The following is a 17,508-nucleotide window of genomic DNA, read 5'->3' on the forward strand; positions in this document are numbered from 1 at the left end:
TAGCTTTCTTTAAGGTGTCAGCACATAAATCGGTGAAATCCAGGCAAATTGATTATTCGTTTGGCGAATCTCAGCATGATAAACGTCACACCCAGAAGCCGAAGCTTCAGCATCCGTATCCGTCCACACTTCGCTAAAGCTGTACTCATACTCAGGAACGGCACGGTGGAATAAAATCGCCTCCGAGTTATGAGCTTTTAGATGAACGCTGCGGCTTCCCTGCAGGAGCTCGCCAATCGTTGCGGATAGCTGCTTCCCGTTCAGTGTTACATCAATGACAGTAGAGCTATCTCCATTAATTTCAAAAATCAAGGCAGCCGTATGGGAATGCAACGTTGTCGGATTTTTAAAGGTCGTGCATGTCCACGAAACCTTCGTTTCCGTTTGCTCAAGCAGCTCGTTATGCAGCTCATTAAGATCCGGGTTATCCTTCATCTCGGGAGTCGGAGCCAGCACGCTGCGCCCTCTAAAGCATGGTTCCACAGATTCCATAATACCTCCTTGTATGTTGGCTGCCCCTTCCCAAAAGTAGCCATCCTTGGAGTCACCCCAGCCCATTTCTACGCGTACCTTAAATTTGCCGGCAGATGGATTGCATCTCGTACGCAGCGATTCACCGGTAATCGTCTGCCAAGGCTGAAAGTTTTTATAAACAACGACTTTATCAAGACGGTCACAGCCCTTCACATCCAAACGGACTTCCCGATTGCCTGCTGCTTGAATCTCGCTGCCCATATCGGCACCGTTAATTTGAAAGCCGCATTGTATTTTATCGCCCGTCACCGCGTAGGTGCGGCGCGCTGTCATAGCTTCCCATATGGAATCGCGCGTTTTCTCCTTAGAAAGAACCGCCAGTCGCCCATCGCCGTATGATCCTGGGTATCCTGCGTGATGATCCGTAGAACCGACAAATCCAAAACGAAGTCCCTTACGGATTCCGGCAAGCACCGTGCTCCGCGAATCCCTTGGACCCATATCGTGTAAATAAGGGTGGGTGCTGTCATCTGACATTCCGCAGCCATGCTTGGAATATACTTCGACAATCGGGCTGATTGTGGAGTCGAATGTATCCCAATTGCCCCCGCGGTATCCCGGTGTATAACCGACATGATGGGGAACGGCAATGACTTCCCTCGGCTTAAGAGCATTTACAACCTCATAAGGCGAAATACCTTGAAACAATGGCATATCATCTTCCTTGCACAGAATATGATGATCGCCGTATTCGCTGGAATGCGCCTCATATCCCTGAAACGTGACAAATTCATGGGGGACGTTCGCTTTTTTTACCGTCTCCAAAATTTGCTCCCAACGCGAAGCCAGCTTGGCAAAGCCCTTTTCATGAAAGTCGATAAGGAATTCAAGCTCCTGACTTCTTTCAGGCATATCGTGCCATGAAGCATGCCCAATAATGGAGACGAAATCAAGCTGCCCCCGCGCCGCTTTCAGAGCATTTTCCAAGCTGCCGTAACCGTAGCTAATTCCGCAATGATTGTGAATATCTCCCCAATAAATGTTCATATGTTATTCTCTCCCCGAATATTTCATTTTTAATGCATCTGCTTGCTTGTTCCACCCTGCTCTTTCCAGCCTTCCTACCCATTGCTCCGGCAGCATATAACGGAAAGGTCCGCCCGTCCGGATAATTTCCTGCATCGGATCAATTGTCCGTCCGGTTTTGTTCAAGTTCTCCGTCACCCAGCGTTCCAAGCGCTCCTCCATCAATTGGATGATCTCCGGATACTCTTCGGCTACACTAACGGTTTGATTGGGATCGTTCTGCAAATCATAAAGCACGACCTCATCGAATTCGTACATCCCCTCATGATACGTGCGGATATAATACCACCGTTGATCGCGCACAGCTCTCTGACAAGCGTACAAGCCATGCTCCAGCACGATATATTCCCGTCCTTCCATCTCTTCGCCACGCAGCGCCGGCAGGAATGACTTGCCGTCCCAGCCTGACGGCTTTGCTAGCCCTAACAGCTCAGCAACTGAGGCCATCACATCAACGTTGTAAATCAGGTCATCATTCACATGACCAGGCTTGGTCACACCCGGAATTTTTACAATCAACGGGATATGATGAACCGATTCCGTAGCCATGCCATGTTCGAGATAGATCCCTTGCTCGCCGAAGGATTCGGCATGATCCGCACTTATGATGAAGCATATTTCATCCTCAATCCCAAGCTCCCTGTAGGCGTCCACTATTTCACCTACGCAAGCATCCATGTATGAAATGCCTCCGTCAAAGCCATCGATCAGCTTGCGGTAATCGTTACGGCTGGCGATTTCAAGTGGCATCGTTTCCTGCGGAATTTTGCTGAAATCATCACTCCAGTGAAGGAAGGTCGCCGATCTCGGATGACTATCCTTGCGATGGCGTTGTATCGTTTCTTCATCAGGAAAGTCGGGTGCCGGTTTATCGGCAAACTGCTCCGCATATTTCGGCGGATAAGTATATTTGGAATGCGGATCCCAATATTGGATATGCAGAAAGTAATTGTCCTCCTTACCATTCTGCTTGATCCAGGGAAGGACGGCCGCATTAACTTCATGCGCATCCTCATTACCACCTTTTAAAGTGTGCGTGTGAACCTCGTTCCAGCCGGCGAAATACCACCATGCATGATGTCGATCTCCGAATGAAGAGAAGGTGATCGTCCGGTAGTCAGCCTCGCGTAAATACCTCGTAAAGAAAGGTACTTCCTTGCTGTGGAAATCGCCTTCCGGATAATGAAATTGACCGCCTGGACCCCAGTGGGTTAAAGCTCCGTGGTTCATTCCGAATCGGCCCGATACGAAGCTTGCCCGTGAAGGAACACATGGGGATGCCGCACAGTAGGTATGGTTGAAGCGGACACCCTGCGATGCGATCTTATCCAAATTAGGCGTCGTGTTCCTGGAATAGCCGTAGCAGCCCATATGATCCGGCCTAATAGAATCGATATCCAAATAAATAATTCTCATCTTAATTCCTCCCGCTCCTTATTAGATCTGTATAAAATACTTCCTCAACAGTGCTTTGCTGAAATATATAGCTCTTACCAGAACATGCCCGTTTGCCCGCGAAGTTTAGCCAATGCCTCGACATAAAAGTAGTCTCCATAAATCAACGGTACATCGATGTTTTTACCTGTCGGATAGGAGCCTGTCGCATGCATCACGATGGCCTCGTTCTGCAAATCCCATACGGTGTAATGATTCGTTATGGATTTGAGAATACGTTCGGCGGATGATTGGTACATGACCGCATACTCAGTCGGAAGCTGCTCGCTCAAGAGCAGCATACCACCGGCTGCTATAACGGCAGCGGAAGAATCCCGGGGCGCGCCTTCCAATTCAGGAAGTCTAAAATCCCACGGAGGAACAAGATCCTCTGGTAAATTCGCCAGGAAGAAGTGGGCCGCACGCTGACTTCCGTGCAAATATCTAACTTCCTTCGTATACGAGTAACAAATAGCCAAGCCGTATACCGCCCATGCAATGCCTCGGGCCCAAGCGGATTGCGGACTGAAGCCTTGTCCGCCAAGGGCATCTTTCCGTTCGCCGGTCTCCGAATCGAAGCAAACGATATGATGAACCGAGCCGTCCGGTCTTAAAAATTCACGGAGCACCGTATCGGCATGCTCCATGGCAATATGCCGAAACCGTGGATCACCGGTTACCTCCGATGCCCAGAAGAGCAGGCTAAGATTCATTGTACAATCGATAATCGCCCAGCCTGTATTCTCCTCGAGTCCTCCCCAGTCCTTACCGTTCCATGCCCTGATGAATTTGCCTTTAATATTAAATCTTCCGGCCAGCCAGCTCGCGACCTTCAGAGCGCGTTTTCTCGACTGCTCATTGCCAGTAACTTTGTAATTGGCCACCGAGCTTAGGCACCACATAAAGCCAACGTCATGATGCAGCTTCTCAAATTCATCAATCGCCGTATCCAGCTTCATTTCGCATTTTTCAGCCAGCTGCCGCAGACTTTCATTGCCGTTGTCCCGGTACATTAACCATAGCAATCCCGGCCAGAAACCGGATGTCCATTTGTTCGGCTCGGTGCTGTCATAGCGACCGTCTATGGAGGCATGCGGAAATCCGGAGCCGATCAGAGGACTCGTAAGCCCGATTTTTCCCGTAATATTATTCCATGCTTCTTCAATCCACACTTCACTCATTCCTTAACTTCCCCTTTCATGGTATGAACACCAGGTTCATCTAACCGAATTGACACTCGAAATGAATATTGTCCCGGGGTGAGCAGGCCTGTCCGCCATTTGAGAGGGACAGCAAGGATAGACGGAAACACGGACACAGCTTGCTCCGTTAACGATTCCCGGTCCAAATGGAAGCCCGCTCCCCTGCCGGAAACTTGAATGATGCTCCCTTTATCAGAAGAAATGTTAATTTCTTCCCCCATTTCTAATGCCGCGGGATCAGCTCCAGACACGATAGGTTCAACGATCCTAATTTGCTCGCATGGCAGCCGGACGTCGAAATCATATATTTTTTCAACATAGGCATCATAAAAAATGTACCGGATCTTGTAAGAAATGCCGCAATCATACTGGATTCGGTCAGCTTCATATTTCAATTGCCCGTGTACTTCAACCTCTGGCCGACCCTCATTCACGGACGAGGCTGCATAAGCCTCGTATTCATATAAATTGCTGTAAGTCATCCCTCGGCTTACCGCCTCAATTCTTGGAGTCGTTAGTTCTTCTGATCCAGCAGGAAATGCCGGCATATTATACGGCTCATACCGTTCATATTTCGTCACGCTTCCGATCTGAACCGGACCGATTTGCTCGTTCCACAAGTAACTGATTGATCCTCCAGTTGGAGCATGATGCACATGGTAGCACGACACGGTGCCCATCCATTGATCGGTCCTCATATGATGGACTCCAAGAGAGGCATATTCCCTCACTCCGAATATATGCTGCGATGGAATTGCGGCATCCTTCTGCGTAGGATCTTTCCCATAAGCAAGAGCAACGGCAAAAGCGTCCGCCCTGTTGATGGTAGAGTGAATACAGCTCTGACTGAACAATTTCTTATAATGAGGACCGTAAACGATCATTCCGCCGCCTGACCCGATGCTCTCTGATACATAGGAGGCGTTAAGTTCTGCTGCTTTGTAAAATGCCGGATCCTCGTCACACAGCATCATAAAGGCCATCTGGCAGCCATGAGCCGTCTTGCTTCCGAACAAGGTCCACTTGTAGTTCCTGCTGCCGAAGGAATTATCCATGGACCCGTCCGGATAAATCATTTCCATATGCTTTCTCAGCGCATGCACAGTCATTTCCTTGACATGGTTATCTCCGGTCAAAATCGCGTATTCGGCCATCGCGCCCAAGCTCATATCCATGTTATAGCCGATATCCACTGTACTTGTTACTCGGCTGAACGGCCGCTGGTTCGTTTTTTCCCCCAGCAGAAAGCCGTCTCCGGTCAAATTAGCAAGCCCATAACGATCGATTAACTTCCTGGCCTGCTCCGCATAATGTGGAATCGATAAAATTATGCTCGCCCAGTGGAGAACCACAGCCGATGTAAGGTAGTAATTGACGTTTGTTTTTCCGCCGTTTCCAAATATATGGGACACCCATTTCGCGGAAGAAACAATCAAGTCTTTTAACGTATCCGCTTCTGTCTGCTCCCCATACTTGCCCAATAGATCGTAAGCATGGCATAACGAAAGCAGCTGGAACACGGTCGTTCCTTTCCATTCCCCTGCCAACTCGTTCAACCAGGCCCCATCCGGCTGCTGAACGGAACGCATATAACCGGCTAACAACCGGGCGGATGTCAAATATTTGACATTTCCTGTCGTTATGTACAAGTAATACAAAGGAAAGATCGCATCCCCGCATCGTCCATGAACGGTCCGGCATGCCGGACAACGAATCCCCCCTTGCCAAGCTGGGTCCGCAAGCTCCTGATGATCGATCAGCGTATCGCAGCAATGCTGCAAAAGCGGGAACAAGTAATTGTCTGTCATCGCGATGCTCCTCTCAATCAGCCCTGTTTATACGGTTTATGCGTGAAAGCTGGCGTACATTTCAATAAATTGTTCATACGCATCATCAGATAAATTCAGCAAATCGTTCGTATCCTTCATATGCCGCCGCAGACTGGACAGCATACCTTCAATCCGTTCACGGTACGGCTCTCCGAATGCCAGATTTATTTGCTCCTGTGGATCGTGGACGACGTCGTACAGCTCAAGGAACAGCTCATCCTTAAACAAATCTACTATTAATTTATAATCCCCGCGCAATACACTTCTTTGAAAGTTACTGCGGGAGCCGTTCCCGTCAAACTGAATATATAAATCACGCTGCCCGATCGGCTCTCCCTGCATCGCCTTCAGCAAAGAAACTCCGGAAAATGCCGTCTCTCCCTCCGCTATCTCCAAATAATCACATAACGTTGGAAGTACATCCACTGCACTAACCGGTTCTTCCAGACGCTTCGGCTCCACCCCCTCATGAGCAGGAAATTTGAATAGCAGCGGAGTTTTTACCGATTCCTCATACATACACATTTTTTGATATAAACAATGCGAACCGAGCATTTCCCCATGATCGCTTGTAAAAACAAGAAGGGTATCGTCATAAATGCCCTGCTGCTTTAATTCATCTACTATTTGGCCGACACAATGATCCAGCAGTGTAACCAAGCCCAGATATACAGGCCAAATACGCTGCCAATCCTCTCTGCTGTACCTTCCGCCTATGATCCCGGGCAAATTGTACAATTGAAGCGGAGACTGGCTTTTCGCCCATTGACCCACATTCTCAGGAAGCTCGGCGTCCTTGTACATCGAGTACCATGGCTCGGGAATATCAAGCGGTGGATGCGGGGCAACGAACATCGCATTGACCAGCAGCGGCTTGTTGGGATCACGCCCACGGATAGCGTCTATCGTCGTACGGGTGATATATCCGTCGTAAAAAAAGTCCAAGCCTTCCTCAAAGCAGCCGGTCTTGGGTATGGAATACCGTTTGCGCCGAGTCACTTTGCCAAATGCCATTTCCGGGACCCCACCCTTGAAGGAAGGACCGCCGGGATGCCGCTTTCCGTGCGCCTTCAGATAAGCATCGTAATTGCCCTCCAGCGTATGCCAATGTGTCTTGCTGGTGCTAGCTTGAATGTCATCCATGTAAAAATGCTGTTTTCCGGTATGCCAGCTATCCCATTCCTCCTCCATCAGCTGGTACAGGTTCGTTGTCCCCGGACGGACTTTTCCATGCTCCGCTTCCTTCGGCTCCCATGGGTTGATCAATGAACCGTTCACATTCGGATACGTTCCGGAGAAGAAGCTTCCTCTCGCCGGTACGCACAGCGGCGAGGCACAGTAAGCCCGATCCAATACGACACTTTCTTGCTGCAGACGATATATATTCGGAGTATACGTTTCATTTACAACATCATATCGCAGCTGATCTGCCATAATGATGACTACATTCGGTTTACGGATACCGGACATAAGTTACACGCTCCTTAATGGATTCAAATAAATGCCATTGTCGATGATACGTAATTGTCATTACATTCAATCCAACTGTCTAGTTAATCGGATGCTGCCGCTAATTCCTTGCAAATCCAGTGTGCCATTGTCTGTTTGCAATGACGCTCCATCCGTTTTCGCCTCTGTATGCAACTGCCATACGCCATCCTCCAAATCCGTAACCAACACCCTTGCCGGTCCGTCAGATTGAGCAGCCGGTATGCATACCGTCCCGCCAATCCGGCTGCCATCGCTGCTGAATAAAACAAGCCAGCCTTGAACCTGCACCCCTGTCATGTTCCCGCAATTTATCCGAACGGCAGCCGGCGCTTCCACTCCATCATGATCTTTGATTTGTATCGCATGGAGGAAACGATCCTCGCGAGCCGCTTGCTCAGGCTGAACCTCGATTCGCCATGCCCCCTGCTCCACGGTCTCTGAGTTGTCATTGGAAAAGTTCGTACCGGATACGAGGAATTCCTGTCCCTGTCCTCCGACCTTTCGGATCACAGCTTGTTCAGGCAGCAAGGTATCGACTGCAAGCTCTCCCCCGTAGCCCTCTTCTACACGCGATATAAGAGACCTGCTGCCCTGAACGACGGGTTCTTCAATGCTGTGGAGCAGCCATGATTTAACAAAGTCCGGTTCAGAAGAAACGATGTAATCGTAAACGATGAACACAGCAGGAATCCCCGGCTTCTTCAAATTCAAAAAAACGAATGAACGGGTATGCTTGCTCACTTTGCTTGAATAGGCAGCGGTAATGTCCCCTTTTAAGTAAGAGAAATCCGGTGTCGCTTCATCCGGTCCTGCAGCATGAGCCAGCACCTCACCCCTCTGAAACTCCCCGCTCAGCAGCTCCTTCAGCAATTTTGGCGGTCTTCCATTGTTCGGCCAGCGCTGTCCGCCATCATTGACATTCGGCCATGTCAGGCCGCCGTCACGAATAGATGGATAATGCTCCAGCTCCTTCGGATCGTAGACGAGCATCGCGTTGTGAGCGATTGTTCGCTTGAAATAATATTTGTTATGCGGTGAGTGATATTTACCTGAAGAACCTTTATAAATACCCGAATCAATCGCCAAATAGCCTTTATAGTAAATTTGAAACGTCCCCGCATCCAAATGCTGATGGTTATTGTACTGATACATCCCAATCTTCATTTCGGCCACTACCGTGGAGGATTGCTTGTCGATCCCTTCATCCCAGCCCGTCCGGGCGATCATAATTCCTGCCGGCTCCGCGAAATATCGGGTGAGTGGAAGGTCATGATGCGGTTTACGCGATAGCTTCGGATCATGAAACAGAAATGCAAAGAATACATACGCGTCCGGTATATCCGGATGCTCCCTATATTGTTGATCGAGAAAATAACCGTTGCGGTAATAATTTCCTGCCATCAAGTACACAAGCGGAAACAATCGAATGTACTGATTCTCCTCATATAGCGGATTATCCGTGTCGCCATCCCGGAGTAGCTTGCCGTCCGGACGTCGGGTATATATCCATTGGTAGCCGATTCTTTCTTGTGCAGGGTCGAACACACAATCATGTCCCATTCTCGCAAAAAGCCAAGTCGCGTATAATTCAGACTGGTATCTGAAGCTTCCGTAATTGTCACCTTGGTGATGCCAGCCGGAAGGGTAGAAAAAGTTACGGGCGGGTACGAATTCAGCGAAAAAGCGGCCTGCGGCCAGATCGTACATTTCCGGATCTTCATCGTAAATGGCGATACCCGTGCCGATCAGGTCGCGCATGAGCATCAGCTCGCTTGTATGGCCGACAAATGCACCTTCATGAGTCGGAGGATATCCGCATTCCAATAATGAGGCCAGCCGCTTGAAATGTGTGATCATATGGTTTCGTTCCTGCTCAGTAAACAGGTCGTAGCACCAGTCATACACGACAGCCCCCGCCAGCATCAGGCGTCCTATCTCACGGGAAATATCCTGATACCTTGCGTTGAATTTCCTTGTAATGCTCGACATGGCCAATGCCTTTGCTTTACGGCCCGCTTCCACCTGTTCGTTAAGGATATACAGCAATGCATTCGCTTCCAATATAAACGCAGTGTCAGGGGAATCCCACGCTTCGGGTCCAATCACTTCGAAATCCGCAAAATCATGCAGCCGTTCCACCAGCTGAGACATATCCGGATGGTTCATTCTTTCTTGAAGCATCGCTCTGTCTGCAGCTCGCAGCAGCAGCCGGGGTCTTTCTGCCGGAGGTCTCACCGGAGGTTTTTCCCACATAGCCGATTCTCATCCTTCCTCAATTTCATCTAAATGCTCGCCTTCATGATTTTGGTATATTTTAGGAGACATTCCTGTGTACTGCTTGAAGACCTTGCGAAAGTGCTTATAATCCGCATATCCTATTTGTTTAGCGATATCGGTAATGCTCAGTTTGCCGCTTTTAATCATTTGTATCGCCGCTTCCATTCGCTGCTCAGTCAAAAACTGCACAAATCCTTTGCCTGTTTCCTGCTTAAACAATCGGCTCAAGTAAGAAGCGTTATAGCCCATCTGCTCGGAAAAATCGACAATAGACAAATCCTTCATAAACGACTCACAAACCGATTGCCGAATGTTCTCAATTAAATCTTTCCCCTGTGTTGAGGTAACCGGTACCGTATTCAATACGTCAACACGTCCCTTGGAGGAAGGCGGCATAACTGTCTTTGCCCGCTCCAATGCAGATATAATTTGAGTCCGGTTCAATGGTTTTAAAATATAATCAAATGCGCCGTAATGTATCGCTTGCTTCGCATAATCAAATTCGCTATGCGCCGAAACGATCAAGACCGGAATCTTCCAGCCCCTCTTTCTTATTTCCTGCAGCAGTTGCAAGCCATCCATACCCGGCATGAGAATATCCGTTATGACAAGATCGATCTTTTCTTTCTCCAGATGAGTGATTGCCTGCAAGCCGTCTCTGGCCACCGCCGTTACCGTATAATCGGGGCAATCCCGCTTAATTACCTTCTTTAACCCTTCCAGCATCCAAAATTCGTCATCCACGACCAACGTATTGTACAGTGTCAATCCCTCCCGCAATTCTCATCTCCACACAGGTTCCTTCGTTTATACGGCTCCATATGTTCATACTGAATTTTTCCCGGTAATACATCTGTAATCTCAACCGTACATTGACCAGCCCGATATGCTCGTTCGGATCAAGGAAATTCGGCTCATCCTCCTGGAGCTGTGCGTGAATTTCACGCAGTCGGTACTCATCGATTCCAATCCCGTTATCCTCAAAACGAAATACGATATCTCCGCCTTCATTTCTTACAGCTATGGAGATTTCCCCGATTCCCTCCCTTCCTTGAAAAGCATGGGTTACAGAGTTTTCCACAATGGGCTGACAGATTAATTTCAATATCTTGTTAGGAAGCAGCTCAGGATCGACATGTACACGCACAGTAAACTTATTCGGAAAACGAACCTGTACAATGCTCAGATAAGCATTCAAATGATCGATTTCTTCTTCCATCGTCGTTATGGAGGAGCCGCTAATACTATATTTGAACATATGCGACAGCGCCTGACTGACGGAGACGATATCATCAACGTCATAGACCTCTGCGATGCAAACAATAACGTTTAACGTATTGTAAAGAAAATGCGGATTGATTTGAGCTTGCAGCGCCTTCATTTCAGAATTTTTGCGAAGCAGCTGATGTCTGTATTCCCGCACTTCGGCCATATAGACTTCATCCTTCATCCGATTCAACTCAGCAACCATACGGTTGAACTGATTGCTAAGCCGTCCAATCTCATCATGGCTTCTCAAGGTTAGAGAAACATTGAAATCACCTTTCTCCACCACCCTCATGTTCTGCTCCAAATCCTTTAACGGACGAGTGATCATTCGACTAAGTGCGGTAGAAAGAATAAAGATTACAATGATTGCAGCCAAGCCTACGAGCACGATCCCCACGCGAATGCTTTGCATTTCCGTAGCTAGCTCGCTGAACGGGACGACACCGACTATTTTCCAGCCTGTTTGAGAGGAGGTGTAAAATCCAACGAGCATCATCTGTCCATCGATCTTCATCTGGAAATGACCCGATGTTTTCCCTTGGAAAAATTGCAGCCGATTGTCTTCCTGCAGCCAGGATAGCGATTGCTCCGTTGGTATAACGTACCTTCCGTCTTCTGTCATCATAAAAACATACCCTGTGCTTCCCAACTGGATCGTTTCGCTCATCTCGCGAATGATCTTTGGAGAAAAGTCAAACAGCAGTGTCCCTTTGGTACGAAACTCGCGATTATCCATCAGCCTTGCGGAGAACGTTACGACCGGTTCATCTTTTAAATAAGTTTGAGGATGTACAGGATTCAGGTGAAACAATTCCTTTTGTTTGATTTGCCAATACCAGTCATCCTGCTCGAACGAATAATTCCGTTTGGCCACTTCCCCCGCTCCGTTATATACGAGTAAACCTGAGTCGGTGATAAGAAAAATTCCTTTCAAATGACTTCTTAAATTACCGATATTATCAAATAAGTCTCTGGTGCTGCGGATAGAGTAAACGAGCGCTGGCTCCGTGGGATCCTGCGAGTCGTGAAGAATGGTTTGTACATCGGGATCGAAACGCACAATGTTACCAACTCTTTCCATTTCCTGTACGAAGGAGTCTAATCGTTCTCCTACCTGTTTGGCGATTTCTACTGTATATTTACTCAGCTCTACTTCAAATGCTTTCGTAGAATCACGGTAAAAAATAAGCGCAAAAAACAGAATCGGTAATAGCCCGATCAGGAAAAAGACGATCAACAGCTTGTTCTTCATGTTCATGTTGCGAAATAGTCCGGTTATGCCATTGTGCGTATTCATTAATTTCTTCCCCCAACGTTTAGCCTTTCACAGAGCCAGCAACCCCTTCCACGAAATAACGCTGAAAGGCAATGAAAATAGCGATGATTGGTAGTAGAGAGATACTGGCGGCAGCCGCCATCCCTGTCCAGTCTACACTATGTTCGCCTACAAATTGGTACATTCCGACACCGAGTGTACGCAGCTCTGGTTTACTTAATGTGAATATGAGCGGTAACAAAAATGAATTCCAGGACCACATAAATTGCAAAATGCAGGTCGTTGCCAAAATCGGCTTCGAGAGCGGCATCATAATTTGCACGAACGTACGGATAAATCCGCTGCCGTCCATCTCCGCAGCCTCTTCCAGCTCCTTAGGTATTCCACTAAAATGGGCGGTGAACAACAGGATGAACAATACATGAGCTCCCCCAACCTCCGCCAAAATAACGCCGGCAAGGGTGTTGTTAAGACCCAATGTGTTTATAAGAAAATATATAGGGATAATTGTATACCCTTTTGGCATAAATAGGGTAGCTGTTATTACGGACATAAACAACATTCTGCCCGGAAACCGGTAGCGGCCTAAGACATAACCGGTCATAGCGCACACCGCTACAACAATCGCTACAACGAACACGGAAACAAGGACCGTATTGACAAAATACGTGGAAAAATTAGCGGTTTCCCAAGCCCGCGCATAATTGGCAAATTGAAATTTCTCCGGAAGAAAGCTGTAGCCCTTCGATATGTATTCCGAATTCGTCTTGAATGAAGAGGAAATCATCCAAACAAACGGATAGATCCATATAATTCCGAAAGCTATTAATACCAGATGAACGCTCCAACGTGCTATATTTTTGACCTGTCTGGATAATACCATTTTGTAGTCCTCCCTAATGCGAAGATTGTTTGCCGCCTGTTTTTTTGACCACGATCCCCAATATCAAGGATACGAACAGGATCGCGAAGCCGTATACAACACCCGCAGCAGATGCAAATCCTGCTCTTGGCATGCCTCCGCCCTCGAAAGCATAACGGTAAATGTACAAGTCAACCATATCCGTGTGAAAGGCAGGTCCTCCGTTCGTCATTGATTTCACAAGATCGAAGACATGCAGGGCATTAACCGAGGATAGCAGCAAAATTACGCTGCCCACAGGCAGCAGCAGTGGAAACATAACATAACGGAAGGTTTGCAGCCAGTTGGCTCCGTCAACTTTGGCCGCCTCGAATAGCTCTTTCGGAAGTGATTGGAGGGCAGCCAACCAATATACCATCTTCATTCCAAACGTTTTCCATATCCCCACCAATATTATAATCATCATAGCTGTATCCATTGAGCCTAACCAATCAACGGGCTTATCCAATATGCCCACTGCAAGCAGCATTTCATTAATAAGTCCCTTATAAGCGCCGAATATAAATCGCATAACGATCCCGATAACCGCTGTCGTCGTCACGACCGGCAGGAAATAAATGGTCCTGTATACGGTTGCCCCCTTTAGCCAGGATGAATTCAAAAGAATCGCTATTAGAAGTGCCAGCGGTACCTGAACCAGCACAACGAAAAACATGAAGATAAAGCTGTTCTTGAATGCATTCCAAAAAAATGGATCGGAGATCGTTTCTGCGTAGTTTTCAAGTCCAATGAAGTTGCTCAGTGAACCATACCCGCTCCAATTAAAAAAGCTGTACACATAACTCATAATGATCGGATAAATGGTGAAAGCGAGAAAAAGCGCCAACTGCGGTAAAATAAAAATATAGCAATAGATAAGTTTTTTTCTACGATTTTTGCTTATTTTCCCGGCATTTGGTTTGTTTCCTTTCATGTGCATCCCCTCCTGATTATATCTTTATTGTAACCGCTGTCAGCTGTATGTTTAAGGCAGTCTCTCTTTACATGGAGGGGGTTTATTTTTACTTTTCTAAACGCAATTAAAAGCAATTCTTTGCAGCCGGCTAAAAGCAAGCTGAAATAAAGAGGCAGTCCTACTGGTAGCGACTGCCTTATTGGGTACAGCTATTTAATCATTTTATATTCCGGATGCGGAACTTTAAACTTCTTATCTACATAACCGCTCGAAGCCGGATCCCCTACATTAAAGGATTCCAGACCCAGCTCCTGTTTGATTTTAGCTTGAAAAGCCTTGGCTCTTTCCTCCGTCTCCTCGGGATCACATACGCTTCTCAACCTTTTTTCACCTTCCATCAGCACATCCTGAATAAATGGGGAAGACTCGAGGTCAGCTGCCAGATCCTTCATTTCTTCCGGGTCCTGCTCAAGATCGAACAGCTGCGCTTGAACTCCGCCTGTGAAATAGATATATTTCCATTTGCTCCAACGGATCATATACATTCCAACCGGCATACCATGTGCATGGTACTCACTAAACACAAAGTCGTTGCGGGATTCATCTGTTTCTCCGCCTGCCAGCTTTAACAGCGACCTGCCCGGTACATCTTCAGGAAGCGGGATGCTGAGCGCATCACAAACTGTAGGAAAGATGTCCACCAGAGACACCGGATGATCTACCCGGTTCCCTTGCCTTACATTCGGGCCTTTAACGATTAACGGTACATTCGAGGTTTCCTGATACATGCTGCACTTAAACCATAGACCATGCCGTCCGAGCTGCTCCCCATGATCGCTTGTATAAATGATCAGCGTATCATCGTACAGATCTTCTTCCTCCAATGAACGAATGATCGTTCCAATATTGTCATCCAACTCATTCGTGAGCGCATAATAGCCTACATGCATACGCCTAATCGTCTCTTCATCCACCACATCCGACCTGAAATAATGCCGAAGTGCATGAAGCGGTTCGTTCAATTCGGTAAAAGGCCTGTTTAAAGATTCCGGCACATCCTTAATAAGGTTATCGTAGTAATCCCAATAATCTTTTTTTACATAAAAGGGAAAGTGAGGATGTGAAAAGCCAACATACAAAAACCATGGTTTCTCCGGATTCGACTTCTGTTTCTTCGAGCGCTGCTTCAACCACTGAACCGTTTCTTCCAGAGCAAGCTGATCGTTGCTAAGCCCTTCGCGGATTCCGATGCGTTGGTATCTTTCCTCTACCAGGGGCTTCGCCTCTCCGGTTTCCCGGAAATAAGCTCCTACATCAATACGATTGCGATGTCCCGGCCGACTAGCTTCAAGGCCGTCATAACGACCATCCGGATGGAGATCTAATTTCCCGATACTATGCATCGTTTGCCCGTGCTCCGCAAGATGCTGGGACATCCCTTTGATTTGTCCGTCATAAGGAGTCGCGTTGTCCCATGTGCCCAGCTCATTAACATAACGTCCTGTAAAAAAGCTCGCCCTTGCCGGAGTGCATACAGGACAATTGGTGTAGGATTGTGTAAATAGAGTCCCTTCCTTGGCCAAGCGATCAAGTGTTGCGGTTCTCGCTACTTGATGTCCGGAGCAACCCATCACGTTATTTGAATGTTCATCGGACATGATTACCAGTACATTCATCTATTGAACCCTCTTTCGAAGTGAACTATTTTAACGCCTTGTACAAATCATCCGTATAATCCTTGGCTGGGTCCCAATTCGGGAAAGTAAAATCGTTCAGGCTGACATTCGCACCACTCTTGTTCACCTTGTCGATAGCCGCCTGTAAACCTGCATTTAGTTTGTTGTTATAGTCCTTTAGTGTCGTCTCGACGTTGCCTTTATCCTCCATCAAGAGCATGATCAGCAAGTCACCGAAAATCGGTTTTACTTTGGACTGCCGCATTTCACCCAATTCGGCAATAACCGTAGCCGTGTTCGGATTCCGTTTTGTCGTACTCGGGCCGAGTCTCATCGTTGAGGCATGAAGGTTATAAAAGGTGTTGAACTCAGGATACGGATACAGCGACTTATCTTTATTTAGTTCATCAATTGGCGTCATGCTTACGCCGCTTTGAAGGGTGCTCTTAAAAAATTCCTTCGAAGCAAAAGCTTCGTCAATAAACTTTCCGGCAATTTCCGGATGCTTGGAGTGAGCCGAAATCATATACCCTGCACGGCTTGCAAGTGTATATCCATAGAAAGTTTCCTTACCATCCTGCTGTGGAACGGGCGCCATATCGAATTCGGCTTTCGGCACGTCTCTTTTTACTTGCCACATCCGGTACCGTGCATCAATGAAGAAGGCTGCCTTATTTTCCCCGAAAAAGACAGTGGCTTCGGCCGCCTTAAGCGAATACGAGGAAGGTAGTATCGATCCGTCCTTTTTCATCGTTTGAAGAAGCTTTACAGCATCAATCCATTCCTTCGAATCGAAAATGTATTTACCCGTTTTTAAATTAAAGCCCGGAATATCTCCATGAGTGGGAATCGAGCCTGCTGTCAATCCCATCACAGTCTGATCAAGAGGAGTCGTTTCTCCGCCTGCAAAAATAAGGCCGTAAACATCGCCTTTTCCCTTCTGTGAAACTACCTTCGACATCTCTCTCAATTCATCCCATGTTTTGGGCGGCTTGTTGGGATCCAGTCCTGCATCTTTCATGACCGTTTTGTTGTAATAAAGCATTGCACGGAGATTTTGTCCTCCAAGCGGCCAGCTGTATGTTTTCCCGTCGAACACATTAACTCCATCTTCAAAGGACCCTTGCGTAAACCGGTCTTTAAATCCTTTGGACACATACTCGTCCATAGGCTTGGCCCAACCATTCTTAACGATTTGCCGCAAGTCCATGCCTTGTGGTGTTAAGAAAATATCAGGTAAATCATTGCCAGCAATTGCGGCTTGAATAGCTGTGCTATACTGCGAGCTTGGCATATACTGGACTACTACATTGATTTGACCTTTATTTTTCTCGTTAAAATCCTTGACGACCTTCATTCCTGGACTATCGTCACCTTTGAAAAAATCGCTGAACCCTGCTACCTTAATGGTGACTTCTTCCTTCTTAGCTGATGTTTGAGACTTGTCCCCTCCCCCAGACGTGCTGCATCCAGACAAAGCAACGGCAAATATCAAAAGCATCATTGCCACGATCATTGATAAACGCTTCAAGATGATTCCCCCTTAAGTTTGATTCAATATACCCGCATTATCTATTGTAATCGCTAACAAATCATACAAAAAGAAGGCTCTCTTTACATCATGGGGTCTATTTTTTACGTATTCAACATTTCTTGTCCAAATCTTAAGGGGTCTAA

12 protein-coding genes are annotated in these 17,508 nt (G+C 47.3%); all 12 read right to left on the reverse strand.

Features of this window, described 5'->3' with window-relative positions:
* Positions 1 to 9 precede the first annotated feature (9 nt).
* A complete protein-coding gene (locus NV381_RS17340) occupies positions 10 to 1,521 on the reverse strand; it encodes a DUF3604 domain-containing protein (protein ID WP_258214549.1) in 1,512 nt (503 codons plus the stop codon).
* A 3-nt stretch (positions 1,522 to 1,524) separates the two neighbouring features.
* Entirely contained in the window at positions 1,525 to 2,976 is a 1,452-nt protein-coding gene (locus NV381_RS17345) for a sulfatase (RefSeq protein ID WP_258214550.1), read from the reverse strand.
* Between the two features lie 74 nt (positions 2,977 to 3,050).
* Positions 3,051 to 4,175: a glycoside hydrolase family 88 protein gene (locus tag NV381_RS17350; RefSeq protein ID WP_258214551.1), complete on the reverse strand. Its 1,125-nt coding sequence runs from the start codon at positions 4,173 to 4,175 to the stop codon at positions 3,051 to 3,053.
* Entirely contained in the window at positions 4,172 to 6,004 is a 1,833-nt protein-coding gene (locus NV381_RS17355; RefSeq protein WP_258214552.1) for a hypothetical protein, read from the reverse strand. Before NV381_RS17355 ends, NV381_RS17350 begins: the two co-directional genes overlap by 4 nt.
* Positions 6,005 to 6,040: 36 nt before the next feature.
* Positions 6,041 to 7,495, reverse strand: coding sequence for a sulfatase (locus tag NV381_RS17360; RefSeq protein WP_258214553.1), 1,455 nt, complete (start codon positions 7,493 to 7,495; stop codon positions 6,041 to 6,043).
* A 66-nt stretch (positions 7,496 to 7,561) separates the two neighbouring features.
* On the reverse strand, positions 7,562 to 9,769 hold the full coding sequence (gene hepB / locus NV381_RS17365; RefSeq protein ID WP_258214554.1) for a heparin/heparin-sulfate lyase HepB: 2,208 nt from the start codon (positions 9,767 to 9,769) through the stop codon (positions 7,562 to 7,564).
* Between the two features lie 9 nt (positions 9,770 to 9,778).
* Complete coding sequence (locus NV381_RS17370; protein WP_258214555.1) at positions 9,779 to 10,573, reverse strand: response regulator transcription factor; 795 nt, start codon at positions 10,571 to 10,573, stop codon at positions 9,779 to 9,781.
* On the reverse strand, positions 10,530 to 12,359 hold the full coding sequence (locus tag NV381_RS17375) for a cache domain-containing sensor histidine kinase (protein ID WP_258214556.1): 1,830 nt from the start codon (positions 12,357 to 12,359) through the stop codon (positions 10,530 to 10,532). The genes NV381_RS17370 and NV381_RS17375 overlap by 44 nt, the downstream gene beginning before the upstream one ends.
* A 19-nt stretch (positions 12,360 to 12,378) precedes the next feature.
* On the reverse strand, positions 12,379 to 13,221 hold the full coding sequence (locus NV381_RS17380) for a carbohydrate ABC transporter permease (protein ID WP_258214557.1): 843 nt from the start codon (positions 13,219 to 13,221) through the stop codon (positions 12,379 to 12,381).
* 13 nt (positions 13,222 to 13,234) lie between these two features.
* Positions 13,235 to 14,173, reverse strand: a complete 939-nt coding sequence (locus NV381_RS17385; RefSeq protein ID WP_258214558.1) for a carbohydrate ABC transporter permease — start codon at positions 14,171 to 14,173, stop codon at positions 13,235 to 13,237.
* A 191-nt stretch (positions 14,174 to 14,364) separates the two neighbouring features.
* Positions 14,365 to 15,831, reverse strand: a complete 1,467-nt coding sequence (locus tag NV381_RS17390) for a sulfatase-like hydrolase/transferase (RefSeq protein WP_258214559.1) — start codon at positions 15,829 to 15,831, stop codon at positions 14,365 to 14,367.
* Between the two features lie 25 nt (positions 15,832 to 15,856).
* On the reverse strand, positions 15,857 to 17,362 hold the full coding sequence (locus NV381_RS17395) for an ABC transporter substrate-binding protein (RefSeq protein ID WP_258214560.1): 1,506 nt from the start codon (positions 17,360 to 17,362) through the stop codon (positions 15,857 to 15,859).
* Positions 17,363 to 17,508 lie beyond the last annotated feature (146 nt).

This window comes from Paenibacillus radicis (ex Xue et al. 2023) (assembly GCF_024722015.1).
Classification (GTDB): Bacteria; Bacillota; Bacilli; order Paenibacillales; family NBRC-103111; genus Paenibacillus_S.